Below are 26,718 nucleotides of genomic sequence, written 5' to 3'. Positions count from 1 at the left end.
TCTCGCCCTCTTTCAGCGCCTGTACTGCCGGATCGTTGTTGTCCAGCTCGTAGGTCCAGTTGCCCTCGGCGTCAATGCTGAAGGTACCGTGCTCGCCCGCAACCTTGCTCTGCGGGGCGAACACCGCCTCGCCGGCGTCGACGTCGGAAACCTCCAGCTTGCCGCCGGTGGTCAGCGTCACGTCTTCCTTCACCGCGCCCTGATCGGCGCCGTCGGCAGAGGGGGTAATGTCGGCAACGTCATTGGTGCCGGTGATGGTCACGGTGATCGGGTGGGATGCTGAGCCGTCGGCACTCTTGACCTCGAAGGTCTCGGCCGGCAGCGTCTCGCCCTCTTTCAGCGCCTGTACTGCCGGATCGTTGTTGTCCAGCTCGTAGGTCCAGTTGCCCTCGGCGTCAATGCTGAAGGTACCGTGCTCGCCCGCAACCTTGCTCTGCGGGGCGAACACCGCCTCGCCGGCGTCGACGTCGGAAACCTCCAGCTTGCCGCCGGTGGTCAGCGTCACGTCTTCCTTCACCGCGCCCTGATCGGTGCCGTCGGCAGAGGGGGTAATGTCGGCAACGTCATTGGTGCCGGTGATGGTGATCGTGAGAGTCTGGGTATCTTTCCCCCCGTGTCCGTCATCGACCTGGTAGGTCACCTGAACATCTGTCGTTTCGCCTTCTTTCAGGCTGTTATATACATCATGGGTCGGATCGAATGTGTAGGAGCCGTCTTCATTGAATGTGAGGCCCGCTGGAATCGCTTGATCCACCAGCTTATAGGTAAGAGTATCGCCGTCAGCATCTGTGGCGGTGACTTTGCCGCTGACGATTTCACCACCTTCTCTCGCATTATCGATCTTGGCTTGTGCCACAGGCGCTTCATTAACAATTAACGGAGCTGTTTGTAGCGCACTGCTTCGCGGATCTTCCTCATCCAATGCCAAGTTATCGTTGAAGGTGGTATCGAATCCGGCTTCAGCCTGTACCTTGTCATAATCATAGTTGACAACAACAAAGCCCTGATTCGAAGCGCCAACGTTCGCAGAACCTGCTGCCGTTGCCTCTAAAATCTGAGTCGGATCCTGATCAGCTAAAATCGCCTGCTGAATTGCAGCCACGTCATCGGCACCAAAGCTCGTTCCTTCGGCTACTTCCGGGCTAAAAGAAACGCTGCTATCCAGCTTCGTCACCTTCACGCCCTCATCTGACAGCATAATACATGTCGGACATGGTTCATGGACAATGACAGGAACACCGTCTCGCAGCACCACATAATTAGTGCCTGAATTAGCGACCACAACTTCATCAAGCTGCATCTGATACTCTGCTTTAACGGCAACCACCTGATTATCGCCCTTAATAACAAATGCAATTCCATCTGCTACTTTCACATCAGCTACTTTATTATTATCAATTTTTTCCATATCTGAATCCGACCACCAAATAAGTATTCATCATTGCACTAATGCGCCACGACCATGATTGTGAACATTGTATTATTTATTGTTTTTCTTCGCGTAAAAATAGGCATCACCAGCTGGCTTTACCATAGAAAACAGTATTTTTAACTACCCTTATGAAACAGAGTGACATCACTTCTCACCTTATAATTCAACAGGTAATGCTGTTATTCATACTTACAAAAGAAATAAATAACACTTTACGTCAATATTTTGTCAGCTTATCATTTGAATTAATTTGTTACAAACATCCTATGAATAGCGAAATATTCCCATATCAAATGGCATATCAAAATATTAAACCGCGAGCGCATAAACAGCATTAATGAATAAAAAACTTAACGCCATCTCAATATCTCATCTCGATTTTATTGATGACAAAACAGCAGCACTGCTACTTAACACACCGAGAAGCTCCCGCATAATGCTGTGGGTAATCATTTTATTTTTTATCATTGCCATCGTATGGGCATCATTTGCAAAACTCGATAAAGTTACCGTTGGAGCAGGAAAAGTTATCCCTTCCTCCCAACTTCAGATCGTTCAGAACCTTGAAGGCGGAATAGTCAAACAGGTCCTTGTTAAAGAAGGCCAGCAAATCGAGAAAAATCAAAAGCTGTTGTTAATTGACGACACCCTTTTTCGTTCTGATTTTCAAGAAAGGGTATTGGATCTTGCCGGTTCTCAAGCAGATTCAATGCGCTTACGTGCGCTATTAAACAGCGTGACCGTCGATAAATCCATGGCGAAAACCAACTGGCAAAACAGCGTTACTGTTACTAATCAAACTCGGGTATTTGAGTCTGAATTTGCTAATAATCATCCAAAGCTAGTTCGTCGCCAGCGTAACGAATATGAAGATAAGATCGCTAACTTAGAGAACCAGTTTTCCGTCATGGCCGAACAAATAAGCCAGAAAGAAAGAGAATTGATCGAAACCAAGTATAGAATCAGTAATTTACGTCGTAGTTACAACATCGCGAATAAAGAATACGCCATCACCAAACCACTGGCTGATGAGGGTGTTGTACCCGAAATCGAATTACTCAAACTGCAACGTCAGTTAAACGATACAAAGCGTGAGCTAAATTCGACTGAATTACAGATCCCAGTGATTGACGCCTCGATTCAAGAAGCCGTTTACAAACACATCGATATTGCTTTGAAATTTCGTTCTGAAGTACAGGCAGAGCTCAATGAAACCAGCGACAAGCTGGCACGTTTATCTGAATCACAGGTTGGGCTTGAAGACAGAGTAAACCGAACTGTCGTTGTCTCACCGGTAAAAGGGACGATTCAGAAAATCCACGTCAATACGGTGGGTGGCGTTATCCAGCCGGGTATGCCTCTGGTGGAAATTGTACCCTCTGAAGACAACCTGCTGATAGAAGCCAAAATTGCACCGCAAGATATTGGTTTCTTGAGGCCAGGCCTGCAAGCCGTCATCAAATTTAGTGCTTATGATTTCACTATATACGGTGGCCTAAACGGGATATTGGAGAACATCAGTGCTGACACTATTCAGGACGAGGAAGGGAACAGTTATTACCAGGTACGTATTCGTACCATTCAAAATAGTCTGACCGGAGAAAACGGCGATCCTTTGCCTATTATTCCGGGCATGACCGCATCGGCAGATATTATTACCGGTAAACGTACCGTTCTGGAATATCTGCTTAAACCTGTGCTCAAAGCGCGCCAGACAGCGTTAAGAGAGTGATGAGAATGATAACCAAACAGCAAATTAATAAACTAGCACTGCTTATCGGACTGCAGTGTATAACGATGCCAACATCTGCTCAGTCTCTTGAACAAGCCGTAGCTCAAACTCTGGCGTCAAACCCTGAGATCAAAAGTGCCTATAACGAATTCATGAGTCAATACGAGCTGATTGATGCATCTACCGGAGACTATTTACCTTCGGTAGATCTGGAAGCCGGTATTGGCTATGAAAACTACGATAATGATGTGGGCAGCAAAGGTGATTTTAACCCCAGAGATGCGAAAATCAGTATTCGCCAACTTCTTTGGGACGGATCAATTACCTACAATGACATCCAGCGAAATAAAGCTGAGGCCGAAGCGCAGCGTTACCAACTGCTCTCAGACGCTCAGGATAAGGCGCTCGAAGCCACTGAAACTTACCTTGATATCCTCCGCGCACAAGAGGTGCTGGCACTATCTGAAGCCAATTACCAAGTACACCGGAAAATATTTCAAGACATCAAGAAACGTGCAGACTCCGGTATAGGTTCAACTGCAGATCTGGCACAGGTAGAAGGCCGCTTCGCACGTTCAAACACCAACTTGCTGTCAGCGCAAAGCAATCTAAACGATAAAATCACGGCCTTTTTACGCACCGTTGGCACGTATCCGGAAAATCTGACAAAACCGGAAGTTGATATTAATTATGTCGCCACCTCTCTAAACGATGCACTGGAGAAAGCGAAAGAAAACAACCCGGTTGTACATGTAGCCACTAATGATATTGACGCTGCCCAGGCTCAATATAAGCAGGCAAAAGGTAACTTCTATCCAACCTTTACTGTCGAAGCCTCCCAGCAGTGGGGCGAAGAGCTGGACGGTTCTCGGGGAGATACTGATGAATTTAAAGCCATGCTGAAAATGCGCTACAACCTATTTAACGGTAATTCAGATGTGGCGAAAAGCCGTCGTGCCGCTTACCAGCTGAATAAGTCTAAAGACATTCGTGACCGCGCCCACCGCATGCTTGAAGAAGGCACCCGTTTAGCCTGGAGTGCCATGGAACTGGCCAACAATCAAACCCAGTTTCTGCAACAGCACGTCGACGCTTCAGCCCGCACGGTTATCGCCTATGAAAAGCAATTTAGAATTGGCAAGCGTACCCTGTTGGACGTGCTAAATACTGAAAACGAGCTGTTTGAAGCAAGAAAATCGTATCTACAAGCGCACTACAATGGGATTTTGGCAAAATACCGTCTTCTCAATGCTACCGGCCTGCTGCTGTCAGAAATGCGTGTTGACGTTGCTGAAAGCTGGTCAAATACTGTCAAATAATAGGAAATCAAACCATGAAACGAACTGTAATAGGTTTATTAACTCTTTTCCTATTCGGCTGTTCTGTTCAGCCAGCTGAACCGCCACTCGCAGAGCAATCACGAGACCTGAGCGATTTAGATAACGATGGCGTTATTAATGCCCGAGATAAGTGTGCCGAAACCCCATTATCTGCCGTGGTTGATAATAATGGCTGCCCTGTTCATGTGAACCGTGAAGAAGAAAATGGCGTGCAGGTGCTGTTTGCTAATGACTCCGATGTTACACCAGATTCTTTCTTACCTGAAATCATGCGAATGAGCGAGTTTCTGAATAAATACCCAAACACTTCCATTGAACTTAAAGGCTATGCCAGTCCCGTTGGCCGTCACGACTATAATATCGCCCTGTCGCAGCGCCGTGCCCAACAGGTTCGTAACCAGCTTATCGCCGATGGCATTGATCCTAACCGGATAAAAACCGTGGGGTTCGGGGACTCTGATCCAGTAAAAGCGGATTCAAAAGAAACAACGAATACCCTGAGCCGCCGGGTGGTCGCTAAGGTAGTTGGATCAAAAAGCAATGTAGTTGAAGAGTGGACTATTTTCACTGTACGTGACAACTGATCTCCCAGAATAAACAGAGGACCGAGGACGAAATTACAACCTGGGTCTTTTGCATATTGCTCTCAGTCAGCGCCAATACGCTGGCTGAGAACAATTTAAATCGAATCAATAAAACCACCCCATCAGCACACTTAACCACAAATTAACTTTGATGAATAATCACGATGACACTATACCGAAAACTCTTGATATGGATGCTGAGTGTATTTTTTACACTTATCACCTCCGTGTTTGTTATCCAATTTAATTCGACTCGTGACTTTCTGCATGAGCAGCAGTCAACAGAAATAGAGAATGCTATCAGTGCTATTGGTATGGTGCTGTCGCCAGCTCTGGCATCTGACGATAAAGTCTTGGCTGAGTCCGTTATCAATGCGGCCTTCGACAGCAGTTTTTACAGCGACGTCACACTGGAAATACTGCAGGGTAATGACGAATACAAGCGTAGCTACCCTTCGGAAGTCACCGGTATTCCGGAGTGGTTCCGTGATGCTATCGTGATCCATCCCATCATCAAATCAACAATGCTAACCAGCGGAAGAGTGCAACTTGCTACGCTTTCCGTAACCAGTAACCCTGCTTATGCCTACCTTCAGCTCTGGCAAACCACACTGCAACTAATCATTGATTTTCTGGTGATCTTCCTGCTCGGTGCTGTCGTTCTTGCGCTTATCCTGTTGAATGTATTAAAACCGTTAAAAACCATTCAACAGCGTGCCAATGAAATATCTAACAACCGATTTGATCAGCTTTTATCTATTCCTCATACCTGTGAACTAAGGGATGTTGTCAGGGCCTTCAACCATATGAGTGCCCAGCTCAAGGTGCATTTTGACCAACAAGCCCAAGAAGCAGACAAGCTGCGAGTGCGTGCTTATCAAGATCCCCTATCTGGCCTGGCTAATCGTAGCTACCTGCTCACCAAGCTAAGCTCTTGGCTCTCAGTTTCTTCTAAAGGTGGGGTGGCCTTGCTACAAGTGGATTTGATCAAAGACAGCTACCAGAACAGAGGCTATGAAGCTGGCGACCAACTGGTACAGAAACTGGCTGGTCGAATGAAAGATCTCGCGACCGATGACTATACCATCGCCAGACTTAGCCAATCTGAGTTTATGCTTCTTGCACCGAATATATCGGCGACTGAACTGAAAATGATTGGCCGTACCATGCTATATATGGCTTCAGAACTTCAACCCGACCCGCTCGATGTCGCCCCTGTTCAGGCAGCCGTTGGCCTTGTAATGCGGTGCGACGACGACAATATCACGACCCTTCTGGCTCAGGCCGATAACGCTTTAATGCAAGCCAGACAACAAGCTAAAGAACCATTGATGCTGTTTGATGCCATGCAACCATCATTAATAGACAAGCAGCAATCCGCAATGGGGAAACAACAATGGAAAGCACTGGTTGATGAAGCTATCGCCAACAATCTGTTCAAGTTTAACTTCCAAAAAGCAGTCAACGACAAGGGTGAACCATTACATCAGGAAGTCTTTTCCTATATCCAAAAAGGCCATCAACGTTATTCAGCTGGCCAGTTCTTAGGCGCTATAGAACATTTCAATGCTGGTACCCTGCTGGATATGCACATTCTCGAACAGATGTTCAGCAAGCTCGTCGCCACCCCTGAACTGGGACCAGTAGCAGTCAACATAACCCAGAGCAGTGTCAACGACACCGGTTTTATGCGCTGGCTGGCCAACAAAATGCAGTCTTATCAGTCATTGAGCCACCGCATTCTCTTTGAGTTGCCCGAAATTAGCTTTATCAAAAACAGTAATAACACTAGCCTGCTGTGTGAAATCATCAATCAAAACAACTTCCATTTTGGTATTGACCATTTTGGTCATAATTTCAGTTCGATTGGTTACCTGAGCAAATTCCGTCCGGCTTACGTCAAACTGGATTTTGCCTATACCAATCAAATTGATAACCAAATTAAAGCAGATGTACTGGCCTCTATTACCCGTACAGCCAATAATTTGTCGATCACGACCATTGCATCAAGGGTCGAAACTGCAAGCCAGCAAGAGAAACTCGCGCAACTAATGGTAAGAGGTTTCCAAGGTTATGTTGTCGATAACATAAATAGCGAGAAAACGGTATGAAAGACCCTCTACTGCAATCTTTAGTCTACGTGAGCCGCTATTACGGCCAGGCCAACTCGCCAGACGCCTTGACTGCGGATTTGCCACTGGCTGACGGGCTTCTGACCCCGTTCTTACTGCCAAGGGCCGCTGAAAAAGCAGGCCTGCAGGCAAAAGCCAGCAAGATGGCACTGAATGAGATCTCCCCGCTGCTGTTTCCGGTAGTTGCCCTGCTTAAGGGGGGCGACGCTTGCGTTATCCTCAGTATTGAAAAGGACAAAAACGAAGCGGAAGTGGTCTTGTCTCATGCCGATAGCACGCAGCAATGGATCAGCCTTGAGGAATTAGACAATCAATACTCCGGCCACCTGTTCCTGATTAAAAAGCGCTTTCATTATGACGAACGTTCGCCGGAAATACTGAAAACCCGTAATGGCCACTGGTTCTGGAGCACCCTGTGGGAATCTCGCTCAATTTATCGTGATGTATTTATTGCTTCCATACTGATCAATATATTTGCGATTGCAGCACCTCTGTTTACTCGTCTGGTTTACGACAAGATTGTACCCAATCTTGCCTTCGACTCCTTATGGGTACTGGCTATCGGTATCACCGTCATCTTCGTCTTTGATCTGATATTGAAATTAATGCGAAGTTACTTTATTGATTTAGCGGGTAAAAAATCTGACCTGCTAATCTCGGCAAAAATCTTCAGCAAAGTCATGGGCATCCGCATGGAGGCCAAACCGCCATCAGTGGGTGCATTTGCCCGCCATATGCAGGAATTTGAGTCCATTCGGGAGTTTTTTACCTCCGCGACAGTTTCTTCACTGATCGATCTGCCATTTGCCCTGATGTTCTTGCTGTTCATCTGGTTTGTTGCCGGGCCATTGGCTCTTGTGCCACTCATTGCGGTAGCGATTCTGGCACTCTACAGCTTACTTATCCAGCGTCCGTTACGCCGCACTATCGAAGAAGGCTCCCGTTTATCTTCGCAGAAACACGCCAATCTGATTGAAAGCCTGAGTGGTTTAGAAACAGTAAAAATGTTCGGCGCTCAAAGTCAGTTCCAGTACCGCTGGGAAGAAGCCGTTGCTCATATGGCAAACTGGGGCATTAAATCTCGCCGCCTGACCGATTCAGTGCAAAATACCGCTGGCTTCCTGCAACAGTTTGTATCTGTTGCCATGATTGTCTTTGGGGTCTACTTAATTGCCGACGGCCTGTTAACAATGGGGGGATTAATTGCCGCAACCATGCTGAGCGGACGTGCCGTAGGGCCAATGGTTCAGTTATCGTTGCTTTCAACTCGCTACAATCAGGCAAAATCAGCCATGACTATTATCGAACAGCTGATGCAGATGCCAACCGAGCAAGAAGACGGTAAACGCTATATTCACCGCCCGGTGATTCAGGGAAAAATCGAATTCGATAAAGTCAGTTTAACTTACCCAAACACCCAGGTTGCAGCACTGAAAGAGATCAGCTTTTCCATCAACCCCGGTGAAAAAGTTGCCATTATCGGTCGTATCGGCTCAGGGAAAACCAGTATAGAGCGCCTGATTATGGGACTTTACCGGCCGACAGAAGGCTCGGTACGCATTGATGATACCGACATCAACCAGCTCCATCATATTGATGTTCGCCGTAATATAGGCTGTGTTCCGCAAGATATCATGCTGTTCTTTGGCTCAATTCGCGACAATATTACCCTGGGACGCCCACTGACCAGCGACAAGGAAATACTTCTCGCAGCTGAACGTGCAGGCGTGACCAGCTTCACCCAACAAGATCCGGCGGGTTTGGAAAAGCAAGTGGGGGAAGGTGGTAGTGCGCTGTCTGGAGGTCAACGCCAGTCTGTCGCTATTGCCCGCGCACTAGTCGGAACCCCGCCGGTCCTGGTGATGGATGAGCCAACCAGCAGCATGGATAACCGCTCTGAAATGTACATCAAACATCAGCTCAACAGCCTATCGAAAGATGAGACCCTGATTTTGATCACACATAAAACCAGTATGTTGGATATCGTCGATCGACTGATTGTTATGGAACAAGGGCGCATCATCGCCGATGGGCCAAAAGAGCAGGTATTGAATCAGCTACGCGAAGGCAATACACCTCGCGCAAAAGCGAGTAACGAGTAACGAGTAGCGAGTAGCGAGTAGCGAGTAGCGAGTAGCGAGTAGCGAGTAGCGAGTAGCGAGTAGCGAGTAGCGAGTAAATAGAAACTAGAAACTAGAAACTAGAAACTAGAAACTAGAAACTAGAAACTAGAAACTAGAAACTAGAAACTAGAAACTAGAAACTAGAAACTAGAAACTAGAATAAAAAAAGGTGAAACACTTTCGCAGATAAAGTTGGTGTTTCATCCTTTTTACCACCACTACGACAAACTTTTTGATTACGCCAGCATATGCGAATTCGCTTCGATGAGTACCCAACCATTACCATCAGGATCGGCAAACGTTGCAAATCGCCCCCCCATCAAGGTGACAATTTCTGATAATGCCACGCCCCGATCCGTTAATCCGCTATAGGTAGAAGAAATATCATCGGTTTGTACCACCAGCCCCTGAATAGATCCCGCTTTCATACCCGCGAAAGGGATAACTAAACTAATCGTCGTTTCCGCGCCTTTCGGCGCCAGCTGAATCCACCGTTTTTGATTGGTTGCATGATGATCACGAATTAGTTCAAAGCCCAATGCATCACGATAAAACAACAATGCCTGGCTCTGATCGGACACAGGGATCGAGACAGTGTCAACACGTGAAATACCCATAAATCAAGCTCCCCTCTCACGACTACTTTTTCAGCTCTTACTTATCAAGCTTAAATCAGAGGTGTTGATTTCGCTTACAAATAAAGCCGATTGCCAGGCCTTTTAGCCTCGATTCTCTGAATTAATAAACGCCGCTGATTTGCGGTTTAAACCAGAAGCGAATGACAAGGCTAATCAAGATGGCAAAACTCAAGGCGGTTAAAAAAAGACCTATCAGTCTATAAAATCATACTATTTCATGGCAATAATAATGTTAACTCTCATGAACTTCAGTTAAGAATGCTACTGATGAAAGATTATGCGAACACAACGACTAATTCTAATTTCAACGATCAAACTCGCATCTTTTCCAAAACAATAACGAACAATTTTTTAACTAACTCCCTTGCACACCCCATTTTTTAGGAGGATAGTAAGACTGTGTTAAAAAAAACACCACATTAATAAGGCCAGTGTAAAAAGGAAATTTATTTATAAACCAACAACTCAGTGAACCAAATTGATCAGTTACGTCTAGTCTTAATATGTGAGGGATGTGAAAGTAATTCTTATTCATCCTTTCTAATTGATCAAAGAATGATTCAGGGGGCATACCATGAGTATTTTTGACCACTATCGTCAACGCTATGAAGAAGCCAAGGATGAAGAGCTTTCGTTGCAAGAATTCCTTGAGATTTGTCGTAATGACCGCAGTGCTTACGTCAATGCAGCAGAACGTTTGCTAATGGCAATCGGCGAACCCGAAATGATCGACACCGCTCAGGATCCACGTTTGAGCCGACTTTTTTCTAACCGCGTCATCTCTCGTTATAAAACGTTCGAAGATTTCTACGGCATGGAAGATGCCATTGAGCAAATCGTATCTTATCTGAAACATGCCGCGCAGGGGCTCGAAGAGCGTAAGCAAATCCTGTACTTGCTTGGCCCTGTCGGGGGCGGTAAATCCTCTCTGGCTGAAAAACTAAAAAGCCTGATGCAGCGAGTGCCCATTTATATCCTGACGGCCAATGGTGAACGCAGCCCAGTTAACGATCACCCATTCTGCCTGTTTGATAAAAATGAAGACGGTGAAATCCTCAATAAAGAATATGGCATCCCTGATCGCTATCTGAACTCCATCGTCTCACCCTGGGCGGCTAAACGCTTACACGAGTTTGGTGGTGATATAAGCAAGTTCAAGGTCGTCAAGGTACGTCCCTCTATCCTTGATCAAATCGGTATCGCCAAAACAGAACCCGGAGATGAAAATAACCAGGATATCTCATCACTGGTGGGTAAAGTTGATATTCGTCAGCTGGAACATTTTGCCCAGGATGATCCGGATGCATACAGCTATTCCGGTGCACTATGTAAAGCCAATCAGGGTATGATGGAATTTGTCGAGATGTTTAAAGCACCATTAAAAGTGCTTCATCCTCTGTTAACAGCAACTCAGGAAGGTAACTACAACGGTACTGAAGGTCTGTCTGCCCTGCCGTTTGAAGGTATTATCCTGGCTCACTCCAACGAATCTGAATGGCTCACCTTCCGAAATAACAAGAACAATGAGGCATTCCTGGACCGTGTGTACATCGTGAAGGTACCTTATTGCTTACGCGTCTCGGAAGAAATCAAAATATACGAAAAGCTGTTGCAGAACAGTGAACTGTCATCGGCACCATGCTCACCAAGCACCTTGGAAATTCTGGCTCGCTTCACCACGCTTTCGCGCCTGAAAGAGCCTGAAAACTCAAGCTTGTACTCGAAGATGCGGGTTTATGATGGTGAAACGCTGAAAGATACCGATCCGAAAGCAAAATCGTACCAAGAATACCGTGACTATGCCGGTGTTGATGAAGGCATGAACGGTCTGTCGACGCGTTTTGCCTTTAAGATCCTTTCCCGTGTATTCAATTTCGATCACTCTGAAGTTGCAGCAAACCCTGTTCACCTGTTCTATGTACTTGAACAACAAATTGAACGAGAGCAGTTCCCGCAAGATCTGGCTGAGAAATACCTTGAATTCCTGAAAGGTTACCTCATTCCTAAATACGTCGAATTCATTGGTAAAGAGATCCAGACTGCGTATCTCGAATCTTACTCTGAATACGGCCAGAATATCTTCGACCGTTATGTCAGCTATGCGGACTTCTGGATTCAGGATCAGGAATTCCGTGATCCTGAAACCGGTCAGCTGTTTGACCGTTCAGCATTGAATAACGAGCTGGAAAAAATCGAGAAACCAGCCGGTATCAGTAATCCGAAGGATTTCCGAAACGAGATAGTTAACTTCGTACTACGTGCCCGAGCAAACAATGCCGGGAAAAATCCGAACTGGACCAGTTATGAAAAACTGCGCACGGTTATCGAGAAGAAAATGTTCTCGAATACCGAAGAACTGCTTCCTGTTATTTCATTCAATGCCAAAACCTCTACTGATGAGCAGAAGAAGCATGATGATTTCGTCTCTCGCATGATGGAAAAAGGCTACACCCGCAAGCAAGTACGTCTGCTATCTGAATGGTACCTGCGCGTACGTAAATCTTCATAACGTTGGGATGAAGACGCGGTGGAATAAATATACAGGGGGGAGAGCTTATGGCGAATTTTATAGACCGCAGGCTCAATGGTAAAAATAAAAGCACGGTGAATCGTCAGCGCTTTTTGCGCCGCCATAAACAGCAAATTAAGGAATCCATTGCTGATGCGGTAAACAAGCGCTCCATCACCGATGTTGAGAGCGGGGAAGATATTTCCATCCCTTCTCGTGATATCAGAGAGCCCAGCTTTCACCAAGGCCAAGGTGGACAACGTGAGGTTGTCCATCCGGGCAACGACCAATTCAGTCCCGGAGATCGCATTGAACGCCCCCCTGGAGGGGCGGGTTCAGGCGGTGCCGGTGAAGGTCAAGCCAGCCAAGATGGTGAAGGTCAGGACGAGTTTGTATTTCAGATTTCCAAAGATGAATATCTTGATTTGTTATTTGAAGATCTCGAATTACCAAACCTTGAGAAGAACCAGCTAAATAAGATTGTGGAATGGAAAACCTTCCGCTCCGGCTTCAAGTCATCCGGCGTACCCGCCAATATTGCGATTGTAAAATCGCTGCAGAATTCATTGGCACGCCGTACCGCCATGACGGCTGCAAAGCGGCGCCAGCTTCGGGAATTTGAGCAAGCCTTGGAGCTGCTGCAAAACACCGAACCTGCACAACCGTTCGAAGAAGAAAAAGTGAAACAGAAGATCCAGGCCCTGCGGCAAAAAATCAGCAGTGTGCCGTTTATCGATACGTTTGACTTGCGCTACAAAAATTATGAACGTCGACCTCAGCCCTCCAGCCAGGCGGTGATGTTCTGCCTGATGGATGTATCAGGTTCGATGGATCAGGCCACCAAAGATATAGCCAAACGCTTCTACATTCTGTTGTATCTGTTCTTAAACCGAACTTACAAAAATGTCGATGTGGTGTTTATTCGCCACCATACTCAGGCAAAAGAAGTGGATGAACATGAATTTTTCTATTCGCAGGAAACGGGGGGAACCATAGTGTCAAGTGCGCTTCGCCTGATGGATGAGATCATCAAGAAACGCTACTCTCCTGCCGAATGGAACATTTATGCCGCACAAGCATCGGATGGCGATAACTGGGCTGACGATTCTCCGGGTTGTCGCGAACTGCTAAACAAGCATATTCTGCCGGTTACCCGCTACTACTCGTACATTGAAATCACACGGCGGGCACACCAGACACTGTGGCGAGAATATGAAGCACTGCAGACAAGTCATACCAACTTTGCCATGCAGAACATAAGGACTGTGGATGACATCTTCCCTGTGTTCCGGGAGCTATTCAAAAAACAAGTCAGCTAGCGGCGGCTTAGTTTTGCCAGACTCATAGTCTTAGATGTCAATAAGCCTTAGGGGGAGTGTGTTATATGGTTACAACCACAAAGACAAAAACACTCAGTGATGGTCCTGATTGGACATTTGACCTGCTTGAGCAATATCACCGGGAAATCACTCGCGTTGCCAAGCATTATAGGCTGGATGCCTATCCAAATCAGATTGAGATCATCACCGCAGAGCAAATGATGGATGCATACTCAAGCATCGGTATGCCGATCAATTACCATCACTGGTCATTTGGTAAACGCTTTATCGAAACAGAACGCGGCTACAAGCATGGTCAGATGGGGCTTGCTTATGAAATAGTCATTAACTCCAACCCATGTATCGCTTATTTAATGGAAGAAAATACCATCACAATGCAGGCGCTGGTTATGGCGCATGCTTGCTATGGTCACAACTCCTTCTTTAAAGGCAATTATTTATTCAAAACGTGGACTGATGCCAGTTCAATCATTGACTACTTATTGTTTGCCCGGAAGTACATCACCAAATGTGAGGAAAAGCATGGTGTGGAAGACGTCGAGAGACTGCTCGACTCTTGCCATGCTCTGATGAATTACGGCGTCGACCGCTATAAACGTCCACAAAAAATCTCATTAGTTGAAGAAACCGCACGCCAAAAAGCACGTGAAGACTATCTGCAAACTCAGGTTAATGCACTGTGGCGTACCATTCCTAGTCAAGAGGAGAAACAAAGTCAGTCAGAGGAAATACGTTTTCCCTCAGAGCCACAAGAAAATATTCTCTATTTCTTCGAAAAACATGCACCTCTGCTGGAGCCCTGGCAGCGGGAGATCATACGTATTGTACGCAAAATCAGCCAATACTTTTATCCACAGAAACAAACTCAGGTAATGAATGAAGGCTGGGCCACCTTCTGGCACTACACCATTCTCAACCACCTGTATGACGAAGGTTTAGTGACCGATCGTTTCATTATGGAATTTCTTCATAGTCATACCAATGTGGTGGCACAACCTGAATACAACAGCCCTCATTACAGTGGGATTAACCCTTATGCTCTCGGATTTGCCATGTTCCAGGATATTCGGCGGATCTGTGAAAACCCCACCAAAGAGGATAAACAGTGGTTTCCAGATATTGCCGGAAAGGATTGGTTAGAGACCGTTCATTTTGCGATGGAAAACTTTAAAGATGAAAGCTTTATCAGTCAGTTTTTATCGCCTAAAGTGATGCGGGACTTCAAGCTCTTTGCGGTGAATGACGATGACCGACACAATTACGTTGAAGTTGATGCTATTCATAACGAGGAGGGATACCAGGCCATTCGCGAGAAACTCTCTTCCCAATATAACCTCAGTAATCACGAACCGAATATTCAGGTCTGGAATGTGGCTTTGAAAGGTGACCGCTCGCTGACCCTGAGGTACATCCCGCATAATCGCGTGCCACTGGCAGACAGCTACCATGAGGTAATTAAACACCTGCACCGGATATGGGGGTTTGACGTCACGCTAGAAGAAGAGATGCCTGATGGCAGAACCCAAATTCTAGCGACCTGCCCGAAACGTAACCAATACAATACGGAGATCTAGGTTCTAGAGTTTAGAGTTTAGAGTTTAGAGTTTAGAGTTTAGAGTTTAGAGTTTAGAGTTTAGAAGTATAAAAACAAAATGGAGAGGCAATGCCTCTCCATTTCTATCTGTTTATTAGGGCTTCAATTCTATGAATCGCTTTGACTCGACTCTAGTATCTAGAAACTCGTATCGAGATACTCGCCCCTAATACATTATTGTTCTTCTTCGTACATATAACGGGCAATATCAACGCGATTACTGTACCAAATCGCACCACTATCACGGCCATACTTCTTAATACGATCAGCGACAAGTTCCGGCTGATTGTTATCACAGTATGATTTTATATCGCGGTAGAAATCCAGTGCTAGCTGGCAGGCTTCTGAACTCATGAAGTAGTAACCACCAACACGGGTATAGATCTTACGCAAACCATTAATGGTTAGCACATACAAGGTATTACCAGATTTTCCGGCCATACCCTGGAACATCTGGTAGTCAAAGTAGTTAAAAGCACGCGCCCGGCAAATTGCTTCACACAATTCCGGCTGATCTTTACCGTACTTATCATTGATTTTTTTCACTTCTTGCATCAGCTCGATTTTTTCATCTCGGCTTTCAACAAAATCGATGAAGCTGTCAGCCTCAAGAAGCTTTTCACAAGAATCAATGACATAATCAAGTAGCTTACTGGATTCCTCGCTGTTACCTTTGATCGCATAGCGCATGTAAACGCTACTGATATCAGTACGGGCAGACAGCAGATCTTCAAGAACGCTCTGAACATCCTGACCATCCAGGGTGATCAAAGTATCAAGAATACTCAGACCTGAGGTCTCCATGTAATTATTTACCCGCGTAGGCTTACCATGCTGAATGGTCAGCCAGCCATCACGCGCCAAGCGCTGCAACACCTCTCGCAATGTGGTACGGGTTACGCCAATCAGTTCTGATAATTCACGTTCAGCAGGAAGAATAGAGCCCTGAGGGAAGTGACCATTCCAGATACTTTCAATGATGTACTTCTCAGCAAATGTTGCTGGGCTATCAGCCTTTATAACCATCTAATTACTTTTCCAATTTGCTTCTTGCTTACATTTTATGAACTCATCATACCACTAGTTATGCAATAGACGAAACCGTGGTGAAAAATGATCCATATCTTGAATTCAAGTTAGGCAGCTAAGTTTGATATTGCGCAACATTTGCTTACAACTTTAACGGTAAATTGCATTACTGGTATTCTGGCACATCAGAACTCCCGTTTTGTGATGAAATGTTAATAAAACTAACATTTCATATCTCACGGCTTGACTGATCCAGATCTAACTGTACAGTTAGCACCAAATAAATACCGGGAGCTAAACGGAAGCTGCTACCTGCTTTAAGTTAAACACCATCCTGCCCATATCTGTTACCTGGTTATGGTTTTTAGCTTAAAACGTCTCATGAAGAACTCGTTAACCAATACCACAATTTTATGGTTATCCCGATCTCAGACTGTAAAGGCATGACAGCACACAGCTCATACATTAATTTACGCATTACAAGAGATCCAAAGCATGGCTATTTCGTTAGGGAACGCCTTTATAAAGAACTTTTTAGGTAAGGCACCTGATTGGTACAAAATTGCAATTATTGCATTTCTAATTATCAACCCTGTTGTTTTCTTCCTCATTGACCCTTTTGTTGCGGGTTGGTTGTTAGTGATTGAATTCATCTTCACTCTGGCCATGGCATTAAAGTGCTACCCATTACAACCCGGTGGTCTGTTGGCGATTGAAGCTGTCGCTATCGGTATGACCAGCCCAGCTCAGGTTAAACATGAACTGGTTGCAAACATCGAAGTAATCCTACTACTGATCTTTATGGTAGCGGGTATCTACTTTATGAAGCAGTTGCTGCTTTTTATCTTTACCAAAATTCTTATCGGTATCCACTCAAAAACCCTGTTATCGCTTTCCTTTGTGGTGATGGCTGCTTTTTTGTCGGCATTCCTTGATGCACTGACTGTTATTGCAGTGGTAATTAGTGTAACCATTGGTTTCTACAGCATCTACCACAAGGTCGCATCGGGGCAAGAGCCTCACTCTGCTCACGACCACACAACCGATTTGCATATTCGCGAAGTAAGCCGTAACGACCTTGAGAATTACCGCGCATTCCTTCGCAGCCTGCTAATGCATGCGGGTATTGGTACTGCACTGGGTGGGGTTATGACCATGGTGGGTGAACCTCAGAACCTGATCATTGCCGACCAGGCTGGCTGGATGTTTGGTGAATTCATTATCCGTATGGCACCTGTCACAGTACCTGTGTTCCTCTGCGGCCTACTCACTTGCGTGCTTGTCGAAAAATTCCAGATTTGCGGCTACGGTACCCGCCTGCCGGAAAACGTTCGCAAGATCCTGGTTGACTTTGATAACGAAGAACGTCGAAACCGCACCAACATTGATTACGCAAAACTGACTGTTCAGGCGTTAATTGCAGTATGGCTAATCATAGGATTAGCATTGCACTTAGCCGCTGTTGGCCTGATCGGTCTGACAGTTATTATTTTCGCCACCTCCTTTACCGGTATCACCGAAGAGCACGCATTAGGTAAAGCGTTTGAAGAAGCACTGCCGTTCACCGCGTTATTGGCCGTCTTCTTCTCGATTGTCGCGGTTATTATCGACCAACACCTATTCGCGCCAATTATCAATATGGTGCTGAGCCTGGAAGGCAGCGCCCAGATGACGATGTTCTATATTGCCAACGGCCTGCTGTCGATGGTGTCAGATAACGTCTTTGTCGGTACGGTTTATATCAACGAAGTAAAAACAGCGCTGCTTAACGGTGTGATCACTCGTGACCAGTTCGATATGCTGGCAGTCGCGATTAACACTGGTACCAACCTACCGTCAGTGGCAACACCTAACGGTCAGGCGGCCTTCCTATTTGCGTTGACCTCCGCCCTGGCTCCGTTAATTCGCCTGTCTTATGGCCGCATGGTGTATATGGCACTGCCTTATACCATTGTTCTGGCACTGGTTGGTCTGGCTGGTATCGAGTTTATGCTGGCACCTATGACCTCATGGTTCTATGACATGGGCTGGCTAGCTCATCATACAGCAGAAGCCATATCGACTATCGCACCTGCTGCTGGACATTAATTGAATCTTTCGCGAAGATAAGAGTCAGATATAATACTTCAAGGCCCTGATAAGTCAGGGCTTTGCTTTATTCCAGTTAGCTTAGAGATCATCCTATGCAATTTCTGAATACATTCTCAAAAAGTCGGACATCATGGCTGTTACTGCTACTGTTCATCATCTTCTTTGAAGGTTGTGCCCTGTTCTTCCAGCACGTAATGAAACTTGGACCTTGTGTGATGTGTATTTATGAACGCGTTGCGATGATGGGGATCGGTTTTGCAGCTATTGTCGGGTTCATTGCACCACAAAATGCGATATTTCGCTGGGCTGGCTTGGCTGGCTGGGGGTATAGCGCATTCATAGGTCTGCAATTAGCCCGTCAGCATGTTGACTATCAATTCAACCCATCACCTTTCGCGACCTGTGATCTGTTTGTCCAGTTTCCGAGCTGGGCACCACTCAACCAATGGGCTCCATGGATGTTCGAAGCCTATGGCGATTGCAGTGAAGTGGTGTGGAGTTTCCTCGGTCAGTCGATGCCGCAGTGGTTAGTGGTTATTTTTGCCGCGAATCTAATCGCACTTGCGTTGATTGTTATTGCACAATTTTTTGGCAAAAAGATTAAACGTTACTAGAAGCGAGTGGCGAGTGGCGAGAAACTAGACCCTCGCCTCTATCTCTCGCTACTTTTACCTAGTCACTAGCTTCTCGTCACTCACACCTTTGTTGAGCGCCTCGACAATCGGGTAATCCGCCGGACACAGCTCGTACTGCGCTATTGACACTTTCTCAACCCAGATTGCATCCTGATGGCTATGAAGCTGCAGGTCGCCAGATTGCCAATGACTGATATAGCCTTTAAGGTGAATGACCTTATCACCATAATCAAAAATACTATCAGCCAGCCACTTTCCTGTGGTTGTCTGTATCGCCAACTCTTCCGACAGCTCACGCTCTAATGCTTGTTCCGGTGTTTCGCCCGCTTCCACTTTGCCACCGGGAAACTCCCACAGACCACCTTGGCTTGCATGCTCAAAGCGTTGGGCAAGCAGATAACGGGCATCTTTTTCAATCACACCCGCGACAACAATAATGACTGGTTTGTCCTGGTGCCGAATGGTACGTACTGTCGCAGAATGCTCTGACATTACTTGCCACAGCAGTGTTTGAATTTTTTGCCGCTATCACACAAGCAAGGATCATTACGGCTCATCTCTTTATAAGGATTTACCGCCTGCGCCGCTGCACCTTGCTGAAGTTCATCTGCCGCCATCACGACTTCAGTGAGCATCAACGGTAATTGAGAATACAAATCGGCCAGTTCCGGCATGCCTGTCACCCCGGCCTCTTTCATTTGAGCCCGGGTTTCTTCTTCATCCAGCAACAACATCAACGTCGTAATTAATGCTGACAGCATACGCATGGTACCGTCAGACATCGTCTGCTCAGCCCAATTGGGCTCAATGGTCGGCCAGACAGCCATAAACCCTTCGGCAAAATGACTCAATGCCTCCGTCACGCCCTTTTCCGCATCCCATACCAACGGTTGTGGAAGTTCGAACTCACCGGCTTTGATATGACAGTACTGCAGTTCAAAATGACTTAATACGGCCTTTTTCTGCTCTGCCGTGATCGCTTCTTGCTCATCTTCGACCACACCACCGTTGATTAACACCGGCAACCACGCCTCTGGCTCCAGAGGTTTAGGGTTAGCATTCGCAGCCAGTAAAGCGCCTTCTACAAATGCTGCAGGCATGCCTTTCCAGTCAGCAGGTAGTGTCATTAAATCTGTCATTTTCTTTTCCGGTTTTTCGAACAATTCAGAAGATGGGGCGATTATATACCAACTCCCCTGACAATATCCGTTTCAAAAAATATCGACGGGATCATCTTGTCTTCAACTCAACCGACAATTTTCAATGTTTTTTGTTGATGTTTGATGCCGATACAGGCAAAACTGATTCAATTGCCGTCAAATAGATCTATTAAACTAAACGCATTTGTATATGCCCCTATGAGGAAGAACGTTGATGAGTCAGGTAAAAGCAAGTGCGATTATTGCCGGAGCCAGTGGCCTAGTCGGAGATGAGCTGCTTCACCTGCTGCTCGCACATGACCACTTTCAGAGGGTCTATTCCCTTTCTCGCCGTGAACTTCCTTTTCACAGCAAAAAGTTAGTACAAATTATTCATCCTGAGCTGCGTATTACCGCTTGGGATGAAACCGATATTACCCCGACCTATGGTTTTATCTGCCTGGGAACAACAAAAAAACAGGCTGGGAGTAACGCCGCCCTTGAAGCCGTTGATTTTCAGCTGGTCAAAGAGGTTGCCACGACCATGCAATTGCTTGGAGTCACAAATCTGGTGGTGATCTCCAGCTTGTTTGCTCACCCATGGTCACCCTCTCATTATTTACGCAGCAAAGGGAAAATGGAAAAAGCACTCAGCAAGCTGGGTTTCTCCCGCTGTACCTTTGTTCGCCCCGGGCCATTGAAAGGAGAGAGATCGAAACCAAGGCACGATGAGATCATCGGCCAGCGTATTTTTGCGTTAATTAAACCGCTGCTAATCGGTCCGTTAGCTCACCTCAATCCCATCCCGGCAGAAGATGTTGCCCGCAGCATGCTGGCACTGAGCCTTGAGCACAAACGCGTTGATAATCACAGCGTGCGGGTTGTTGCCGGTAAATCACTCCAACCACACACCCACCACTCTTCTTAAATACCTGAGCTTCTCATGATCAGGTGACAAAACCTCGATTCCGAACTAAAATCTCGCACCCTATACCCATTCGCTTAACGATGACCAAATGGTAATGTGAATGGGTATTAAACGTTGAGAGGTGTTATGCGAGTCATATTGGGTCCGATGGAAGGCGTGTTAGACCATTTAATGCGAGAGATGCTAACCGATATTAATGACTATGATCTGTGTGTGACTGAATTCATCCGCATAACAGATCGTCTGTTACCTAATAGTGTTTTTTATCGCTTGTGCCCTGAACTGCACAATGGCGGCAAAACAACCGCTGGCACCCCCGTTCGCGTTCAGCTATTGGGACAAGAACCTCAATGGATGGCTGAAAATGCCCATCGTGCGATTAAATTAGGCTCTGCTGGCATTGATATTAACTTTGGCTGCCCGGCAAAATCGGTCAACAAAAGCCGCGGCGGTGCCGTCTTGCTCAAAGAGCCAGAGTCGATCTATCAGATAGTCAAAGCGGTTCGCGGTGCAGTTCATCCTACAAAACCGATCACCGCCAAGGTGCGCTTAGGCTGGGATGATCCCAATCATTGTTTTGAGATAGCCGATGCCGTCGCGCAAGCCGGGGCCGATGAAATCGTCATTCATGCCCGTACCAAGGTTGATGGCTATAAAGCTGATGCTATTAAGTGGGATTACATTCGCCAGACCAAAGAAAAAATCACCATTCCGATCATCGCTAATGGTGAAGTCTGGAATTACCAAAATGGTCAAGCCTGCCTGCAAGCCACCAACACAGACTCCCTGATGGTCTGTCGTGGTGCCCTCAATCTGCCTAACCTGTGTAACGTTGTGAAACGCAACGAAGATCATATGACATGGAGTGAAGTACTCGAATTGCTGCTTCGCTACTCTCAATTTGAAATTAAAGGCGATAAGGGGCTTTACTACCCGAATCGGGTGAAACAGTGGTTTGCCTATCTTCGACATCAATACCCTGAAGCCAAAGCGCTATTTGCCGATATTCGCAGTTTGAACAAAGCCGCGCCAATCATTTCAATTCTGCAGCAAGCTCACCACAATCTGGCGGCTTAACGTCCCCCATAAAACAATGCCGCCACTGTCGCCATCATAATAGTGGCGACAAGATGGCGGCATTCGTCGTTTGATTCGGTTTCTATCAGTCTTGCTAGTGGCAAGAAAGCTGATTACCCGCAGTTATACGGATTGGTATTAGCCCGGTATTCTATTGGGATGATTCAGAATGTGGTCTTCCCAGTCGATCACCTCGATCTCGTAGACCACTTTATCGCGAACTGACTCATCCGCTTGGTGCATCGCTTCTTTTGAACCGGTGATCAGCGGGTGCCATTCTGGTAGCGACTTCCCTTCGGCAAGTAAGCGGTAAGCGCAAGTTTCGGGTAACCAGACAAACTCATCAATGCGTTCACGCGTCAATTTCAGGCACTCTTCGCCGGATTCAAAACGGTTTGGGTAGTCTTTGCATGAGCACGTGTTGTTATCAAGTAAGCTACAGGCTACGTTCGTGAAATAAATCTCATCAGTATCATCATCAATTAACTTATGCAGACAACACTTACCACAACCATCACAGAGTGATTCCCACTCCGGATCAGTCATTGCCGTTAAGCCTTTCTCTTCCCAAAAACGTGCCATGATACCAACCTTCTCTTTGACCGCCCTCAACCTGTATGGCAGAAGGAGGCGGTTTTATAGCTGCCCCGCAGGTAAAGTGCAAGCATTTGATCAGAATCTTACATCAAAAGTGCTGTAATAATAGTCATTATTATTTACGGTCTATTCGAGCAATTATTTTTGATCCAATGGCATTTGAATGGTAACTTTCGCACCCGTTTCGAGTGGTCAATAAAGTATAGGTGAGTTATGGAATGTCGTTTAGGCTGTGGAGCGTGCTGTATTGCACCTAGTATCTCTTCTGCCATCCCGGGAATGCCAGAGGGGAAACCCGCGGGAATTCGCTGTATCCAGTTGAATGAAAGTAACCTGTGTAAGCTATTCGGTAAACCAGAACGTCCGGCGGTATGCCATCATTTCAAACCTTGTCCGGATGTCTGCGGATCATCTAACGAGCAGGCACTACAGGTTATCTCAGAACTTGAAAGCATGACCTGAGCCATGCTTTTTATTTGTTAGAACAGAATTTTAAAACACGTTTTAAAATCTATGATCACATATTAAACAGCGACAGTTCCCGTCAGAATACGCAGCGTCGCTTTCGCACTTTCAACCGCCTGATGGCCAGAAAATGTCAGGTAACCCCCATCTTCTTGAGTGACCAGCCCTTTCTCAAATAAACGTTTTGCTGCTGCTACCATTTCAGGTGCTGCGTCACCGCGGACTTTGATCCCTTCTAAATCGCTGTGCATTGGAAATTTCACGAGAAGGTTCATTTCATCAACAAGTTCTGCAGTATATGGCATAGTTACCTCTTTTATAAATTACGACCAATTAAATCTTGGTTTGTTTCTGATGGTTTAATACTAGCGGCTGATAAGAATAAAAGTAGGTGATGAGATCAATCTCTTCCAATCTTTGCGGCTGAGAAAGCGACCCAGTTCAAATATTCGGATATTTATACCTGCGGTATGCAATGACGGCGTATTCAACTGAGATTCCAAGTGCTTAGCCATGCCGATTTTTAGTCAAATCACATGCCATGTCGAAATGTTCTTCATCAAGCGCCGTCACTAGAGAGGATAAAAAACCGCTCATTTCGAGCTGCTTAAAGCTATATCAACGTATGTACTTTGATTTGTTACGCCTGAATACCGACGATTAACCAAGGAGCATTAGGTGCCCGTAGATCTCGTTCCAGATGCCAGATATCAGTAATATCTTCCTCGACACCTTCGGCACGATCCTTATAACGGCCAGAGAACTTGATACTTAACTGGGCTAAGCTCGCATCGTAATCTGCTCGTACAAGTTCGGCATCGACGTACATCACTTCAGTATGCTGCTCGCCACCAAGCTTGGCACGTTCAGCGCAAAGATCTGCAAACAGTGCTGGTGATACGTATTCGCGAACTTTCTCAAGCTCGTTATGATTCCATGCACCTTGCAGAACACGGTAATGATCACGTGAGCCATTTAAAAATGCATTCATGTTAAAGTTTGGCGGCAGATTAAATGGCACATCGCTATCGGTCGAGCCATAATCGGCGGCAGAACCCGCTTGCTGCGGCTGCGATGCTGCATGCATTTCAGGTGCCTGGCGATAGTGTTGCTGGCTTCGTTGTGATGAATTCCCCGCATAAGCCTCTCGATGCCCCATTGGGGTACTTTTCGCGCCACGCATCGACTGGAACAATTTGAATATAACAAATGCAATCAATCCAAAGATCAACATATCCATAAATTGAATGCCTTCAAAAGCCCCGCCGAAAAAGGCTGCGAGCAAACCACCGGCAAGAAGTCCGCCCAGCAGTCCTCCCATCAGGCCTTTTTTGCTCGATTGGGCAGCTGTTGGGCTTTGTTTTCCAACCGTATCAGTTTGCTGTGGCTGTTTTTTTTGTACTGGTGCCGTTTTAAAACTTTTACCAAACGACTTACCACCACCGAATTTTTTTGCCTCAGCATGCGGAGCCGTAAACGACACAGCAATAATCAGAGCAAATAGAGTAAAGAAGCGTTTCATTAATTTAATACCTTTGCCATATTCTTCGAGCATCCTATCGGGCTACCTTAGAAAGTCAATCAAACAGACGTCTCAAATTGTTACTGACATTAATGAAAATATACCCAAGTAACCTCAAGATGCTCGTTTCAGCGAGAATTTCCAGGCGCTAAGGTCAGGCGCTGATTTGCAGATATAGTCGCTCTACATCAAAAATCAGCAACGCATCATTAGTGCCTGGAAAACTCGCCCTTCGGGAGTGATCCAGCCAGCCCACTTCGGTGTCAAATGCACTCGAAAGGACCAGTCATTCCTTCGCACATTTTCCTTGAATTGAACTGGCTGGTATCACTCTGAATCCTGCATCTTGAGGTAACTTGGGTATATACATAACCGCAAAATACTCGTTCCTTGGTATTCCGGCACTTTACCGAGATTTCATTGCCTAATTGCACACTCTTTGATACATAATCAGACTTAGACAAACCAATACTTACAGGTAGGTGGAAACATGCAAGATACACATAGCAAACTGATCGGCTATTTACTGTGGATTTTTGGCTTTACCGGCGCGCATCGCTTCTACTATGGAAAACCTGTCACTGGAACAATCTGGTTTCTGACTTTAGGCCTTTGCGGTATTGGCTGGCTGATTGATTTGTTCTTAATTCCGTCAATGGATCGCGAAGCTGATTTACGCTTTCAGGCTGGCGAGGTTGATTATAGCGTCTCCTGGCTGCTTCTGACTTTTCTCGGTGTATTCGGTGTGCATCGTATGTACATGGGAAAATGGCTAACGGGTATCCTCTACCTCTGCACTTTCGGTTTTTTCCTGATCGGTATTCTGGTTGATTTCTGGACCCTGAATGAGCAGATATCCATTAGAAACTCAGAGAAAAATGCCAGATAATTGAAAAAAATTAATACTTTTCACTGGGCTTATTCCAACTATGATTAACAAGTGAGAGAATTATCACAAGTAAGCCTGTAATTTAGCACACAGCAGGCTTTTCCCTTGACCGTATTGGTTGTGAGCAACTAAAGTATCGAACGTTGTTCTATAGCCAAACCACCTCAAGATGCCGAGTTCAGCGAGAATTCATTGGCTTTTAGTCAAGGCAGCCATTTGAGGTGGTTTGGGTATATACTAATTTATAAAAATCTGAGCCAGTACCCTTTGGTTGGTATCGGATTAACAACAAGAATATAACCCATTAAGAGTATTTTTCGATGGCAAGACGAAATGACCACACTCGTGAAGAGTTGGTAAGTATGACGCTGGAGCAGGTAAAAAATTTTCTAAGTGAGCATCCGCACCACGAACTCAGTCTGCGTAAAGTCGCAGCAATGATTGGTTACGTACCTAGCACTCTGGTAAACGTTTTTGGTAACTACAATCTGCTATTACTGCATGCTGTCGCTCAAACATTAGATGAATTGTTTGCTGAAGCAGAAAACGAAATGAAAAACGCAACATCACCTGAAGACGCACTGCGCAGACTGGCGTATTGTTACCAGGAGTTTGCTGCATCTCATCCCTACCGTTGGCAGCTGATTTTCCAACATACCATGAGCGGTGATGATCTGCCTGAGTGGCAATCTGAACGTATCGATAAAATGACGGGAATGCTGGAAACACTGATCCGCCAAATCACACCGGGAAAATCTGAAAAAGAGATCATGGAAGCGAGCCGCGTAATTTGGGCCGGCGTTCACGGTATCACACTGCTTAGCGTTGACGATAAACTCTTCACCTCAACCCCTATTGACGGCAAAGTACTAATCGATAACTTATTGGATACCTATCTAAACACCTGGCGCGTATAAACGGA

23 protein-coding genes are annotated in these 26,718 nt (G+C 45.9%); 15 read left to right on the top strand and 8 right to left on the bottom strand.

The annotated features are described in order from the left end of the window. Nucleotides 1-1,408, bottom strand: a 1,408-nt coding sequence (locus C9I89_RS16315; protein WP_146155078.1) for a retention module-containing protein, incomplete at its 3' end; no start/stop codon positions are given. Between the two features lie 361 nt (nucleotides 1,409-1,769). On the opposite strand from C9I89_RS16315, the gene C9I89_RS16310 reads away from it, so the two are divergent. The 5 genes from C9I89_RS16310 to C9I89_RS16290 all read left to right on the top strand — a co-directional run bounded on the left by C9I89_RS16310 (nucleotide 1,770) and on the right by C9I89_RS16290 (nucleotide 9,322). Continuing rightward, nucleotides 1,770-3,164 (top strand): HlyD family type I secretion periplasmic adaptor subunit, encoded by a 1,395-nt coding sequence (locus C9I89_RS16310; protein ID WP_107284378.1) that lies wholly within the window; start codon nucleotides 1,770-1,772, stop codon nucleotides 3,162-3,164. A gap of 5 nt (nucleotides 3,165-3,169) precedes the next feature. Beyond that, a complete protein-coding gene (locus tag C9I89_RS16305; protein ID WP_107284385.1) occupies nucleotides 3,170-4,483 on the top strand; it encodes a TolC family outer membrane protein in 1,314 nt (437 codons plus the stop codon). A gap of 14 nt (nucleotides 4,484-4,497) precedes the next feature. Beyond that, complete coding sequence (locus C9I89_RS16300; protein WP_107284377.1) at nucleotides 4,498-5,088, top strand: OmpA family protein; 591 nt, start codon at nucleotides 4,498-4,500, stop codon at nucleotides 5,086-5,088. 164 nt (nucleotides 5,089-5,252) lie between these two features. Beyond that, complete coding sequence (locus tag C9I89_RS16295) at nucleotides 5,253-7,199, top strand: bifunctional diguanylate cyclase/phosphodiesterase (RefSeq protein WP_107284376.1); 1,947 nt, start codon at nucleotides 5,253-5,255, stop codon at nucleotides 7,197-7,199. Further along, nucleotides 7,196-9,322, top strand: a complete 2,127-nt coding sequence (locus tag C9I89_RS16290; RefSeq protein WP_107284375.1) for a type I secretion system permease/ATPase — start codon at nucleotides 7,196-7,198, stop codon at nucleotides 9,320-9,322. Before C9I89_RS16295 ends, C9I89_RS16290 begins: the two co-directional genes overlap by 4 nt. A gap of 257 nt (nucleotides 9,323-9,579) precedes the next feature. On the opposite strand, the gene C9I89_RS16285 is transcribed toward C9I89_RS16290, so the two are convergent. Beyond that, on the bottom strand, nucleotides 9,580-9,960 hold the full coding sequence (locus C9I89_RS16285) for a VOC family protein (protein ID WP_107284374.1): 381 nt from the start codon (nucleotides 9,958-9,960) through the stop codon (nucleotides 9,580-9,582). Nucleotides 9,961-10,555: 595 nt separating this feature from the next. Here C9I89_RS16285 and C9I89_RS16280 point away from each other — a divergent pair. The 3 genes from C9I89_RS16280 to C9I89_RS16270 all read left to right on the top strand — a co-directional run bounded on the left by C9I89_RS16280 (nucleotide 10,556) and on the right by C9I89_RS16270 (nucleotide 15,404). Next, complete coding sequence (locus C9I89_RS16280; RefSeq protein ID WP_107284373.1) at nucleotides 10,556-12,490, top strand: PrkA family serine protein kinase; 1,935 nt, start codon at nucleotides 10,556-10,558, stop codon at nucleotides 12,488-12,490. Nucleotides 12,491-12,537: 47 nt separating this feature from the next. After that, a complete protein-coding gene (locus C9I89_RS16275) occupies nucleotides 12,538-13,809 on the top strand; it encodes a YeaH/YhbH family protein (protein WP_107284372.1) in 1,272 nt (423 codons plus the stop codon). Nucleotides 13,810-13,874: 65 nt separating this feature from the next. Continuing rightward, on the top strand, nucleotides 13,875-15,404 hold the full coding sequence (locus C9I89_RS16270; RefSeq protein ID WP_107284371.1) for a SpoVR family protein: 1,530 nt from the start codon (nucleotides 13,875-13,877) through the stop codon (nucleotides 15,402-15,404). A gap of 194 nt (nucleotides 15,405-15,598) precedes the next feature. Here C9I89_RS16270 and fadR read toward each other — a convergent pair whose 3' ends face one another. Continuing rightward, the gene (gene fadR / locus C9I89_RS16265; protein WP_107284370.1) at nucleotides 15,599-16,450 is read right to left on the bottom strand and encodes a fatty acid metabolism transcriptional regulator FadR; all 852 of its coding nucleotides are present in this window, start codon (nucleotides 16,448-16,450) and stop codon (nucleotides 15,599-15,601) included. 498 nt (nucleotides 16,451-16,948) lie between these two features. On the opposite strand from fadR, the gene nhaB reads away from it, so the two are divergent. Next, complete coding sequence (gene nhaB / locus C9I89_RS16260; RefSeq protein WP_107284369.1) at nucleotides 16,949-18,541, top strand: Na(+)/H(+) antiporter NhaB; 1,593 nt, start codon at nucleotides 16,949-16,951, stop codon at nucleotides 18,539-18,541. A 95-nt stretch (nucleotides 18,542-18,636) separates the two neighbouring features. Next, complete coding sequence (gene dsbB / locus C9I89_RS16255) at nucleotides 18,637-19,158, top strand: disulfide bond formation protein DsbB (protein ID WP_107284368.1); 522 nt, start codon at nucleotides 18,637-18,639, stop codon at nucleotides 19,156-19,158. A 54-nt stretch (nucleotides 19,159-19,212) separates the two neighbouring features. On the opposite strand, the gene C9I89_RS16250 is transcribed toward dsbB, so the two are convergent. Together C9I89_RS16250 and C9I89_RS16245 are read right to left on the bottom strand one after the other, a co-directional pair. Further along, nucleotides 19,213-19,671 carry a (deoxy)nucleoside triphosphate pyrophosphohydrolase gene (locus C9I89_RS16250; RefSeq protein ID WP_107284367.1) on the bottom strand — a complete coding sequence of 153 codons (459 nt, stop codon included), beginning with the start codon at nucleotides 19,669-19,671 and terminating at the stop codon, nucleotides 19,213-19,215. After that, nucleotides 19,671-20,318, bottom strand: coding sequence for a YecA family protein (locus C9I89_RS16245; protein ID WP_107284366.1), 648 nt, complete (start codon nucleotides 20,316-20,318; stop codon nucleotides 19,671-19,673). The genes C9I89_RS16250 and C9I89_RS16245 overlap by 1 nt, the downstream gene beginning before the upstream one ends. Before the next feature lie 235 nt (nucleotides 20,319-20,553). On the opposite strand from C9I89_RS16245, the gene C9I89_RS16240 reads away from it, so the two are divergent. Continuing rightward, a complete protein-coding gene (locus C9I89_RS16240) occupies nucleotides 20,554-21,246 on the top strand; it encodes an NAD-dependent epimerase/dehydratase family protein (protein ID WP_107284365.1) in 693 nt (230 codons plus the stop codon). Between the two features lie 126 nt (nucleotides 21,247-21,372). After that, nucleotides 21,373-22,323 (top strand): tRNA dihydrouridine(16) synthase DusC, encoded by a 951-nt coding sequence (gene dusC, locus C9I89_RS16235; RefSeq protein ID WP_107284364.1) that lies wholly within the window; start codon nucleotides 21,373-21,375, stop codon nucleotides 22,321-22,323. Nucleotides 22,324-22,461: 138 nt separating this feature from the next. On the opposite strand, the gene C9I89_RS16230 is transcribed toward dusC, so the two are convergent. Next, nucleotides 22,462-22,905 (bottom strand): YcgN family cysteine cluster protein, encoded by a 444-nt coding sequence (locus C9I89_RS16230; RefSeq protein ID WP_107284363.1) that lies wholly within the window; start codon nucleotides 22,903-22,905, stop codon nucleotides 22,462-22,464. A gap of 228 nt (nucleotides 22,906-23,133) precedes the next feature. Here C9I89_RS16230 and C9I89_RS16225 point away from each other — a divergent pair, with 228 nt between their 5' ends. Further along, nucleotides 23,134-23,382, top strand: coding sequence for a YkgJ family cysteine cluster protein (locus C9I89_RS16225; RefSeq protein WP_107284362.1), 249 nt, complete (start codon nucleotides 23,134-23,136; stop codon nucleotides 23,380-23,382). 62 nt (nucleotides 23,383-23,444) lie between these two features. Here C9I89_RS16225 and C9I89_RS16220 read toward each other — a convergent pair whose 3' ends face one another. Then, on the bottom strand, nucleotides 23,445-23,690 hold the full coding sequence (locus C9I89_RS16220) for a TIGR02647 family protein (RefSeq protein WP_107284361.1): 246 nt from the start codon (nucleotides 23,688-23,690) through the stop codon (nucleotides 23,445-23,447). A 335-nt stretch (nucleotides 23,691-24,025) separates the two neighbouring features. Then, nucleotides 24,026-24,907 carry a Tim44 domain-containing protein gene (locus C9I89_RS16215; protein ID WP_107284384.1) on the bottom strand — a complete coding sequence of 294 codons (882 nt, stop codon included), beginning with the start codon at nucleotides 24,905-24,907 and terminating at the stop codon, nucleotides 24,026-24,028. 490 nt (nucleotides 24,908-25,397) lie between these two features. Here C9I89_RS16215 and C9I89_RS16210 point away from each other — a divergent pair, with 490 nt between their 5' ends. Both C9I89_RS16210 and C9I89_RS16205 read left to right on the top strand, forming a co-directional pair. Then, the gene (locus C9I89_RS16210) at nucleotides 25,398-25,796 is read left to right on the top strand and encodes an NINE protein (protein ID WP_107284360.1); all 399 of its coding nucleotides are present in this window, start codon (nucleotides 25,398-25,400) and stop codon (nucleotides 25,794-25,796) included. Nucleotides 25,797-26,116: 320 nt separating this feature from the next. Beyond that, nucleotides 26,117-26,713, top strand: a complete 597-nt coding sequence (locus C9I89_RS16205) for a TetR/AcrR family transcriptional regulator (RefSeq protein ID WP_107284359.1) — start codon at nucleotides 26,117-26,119, stop codon at nucleotides 26,711-26,713. Nucleotides 26,714-26,718: the final 5 nt, after the last annotated feature.

The sequence above is a fragment of the Photobacterium lipolyticum genome, from assembly GCF_003026475.1.
GTDB classification, from domain to species: Bacteria; Pseudomonadota; Gammaproteobacteria; order Enterobacterales; family Vibrionaceae; genus Photobacterium; species Photobacterium lipolyticum.
Note: the sequence above shows the minus strand (reverse complement) of the source record. Positions and strands in the feature narration are given on the sequence as shown.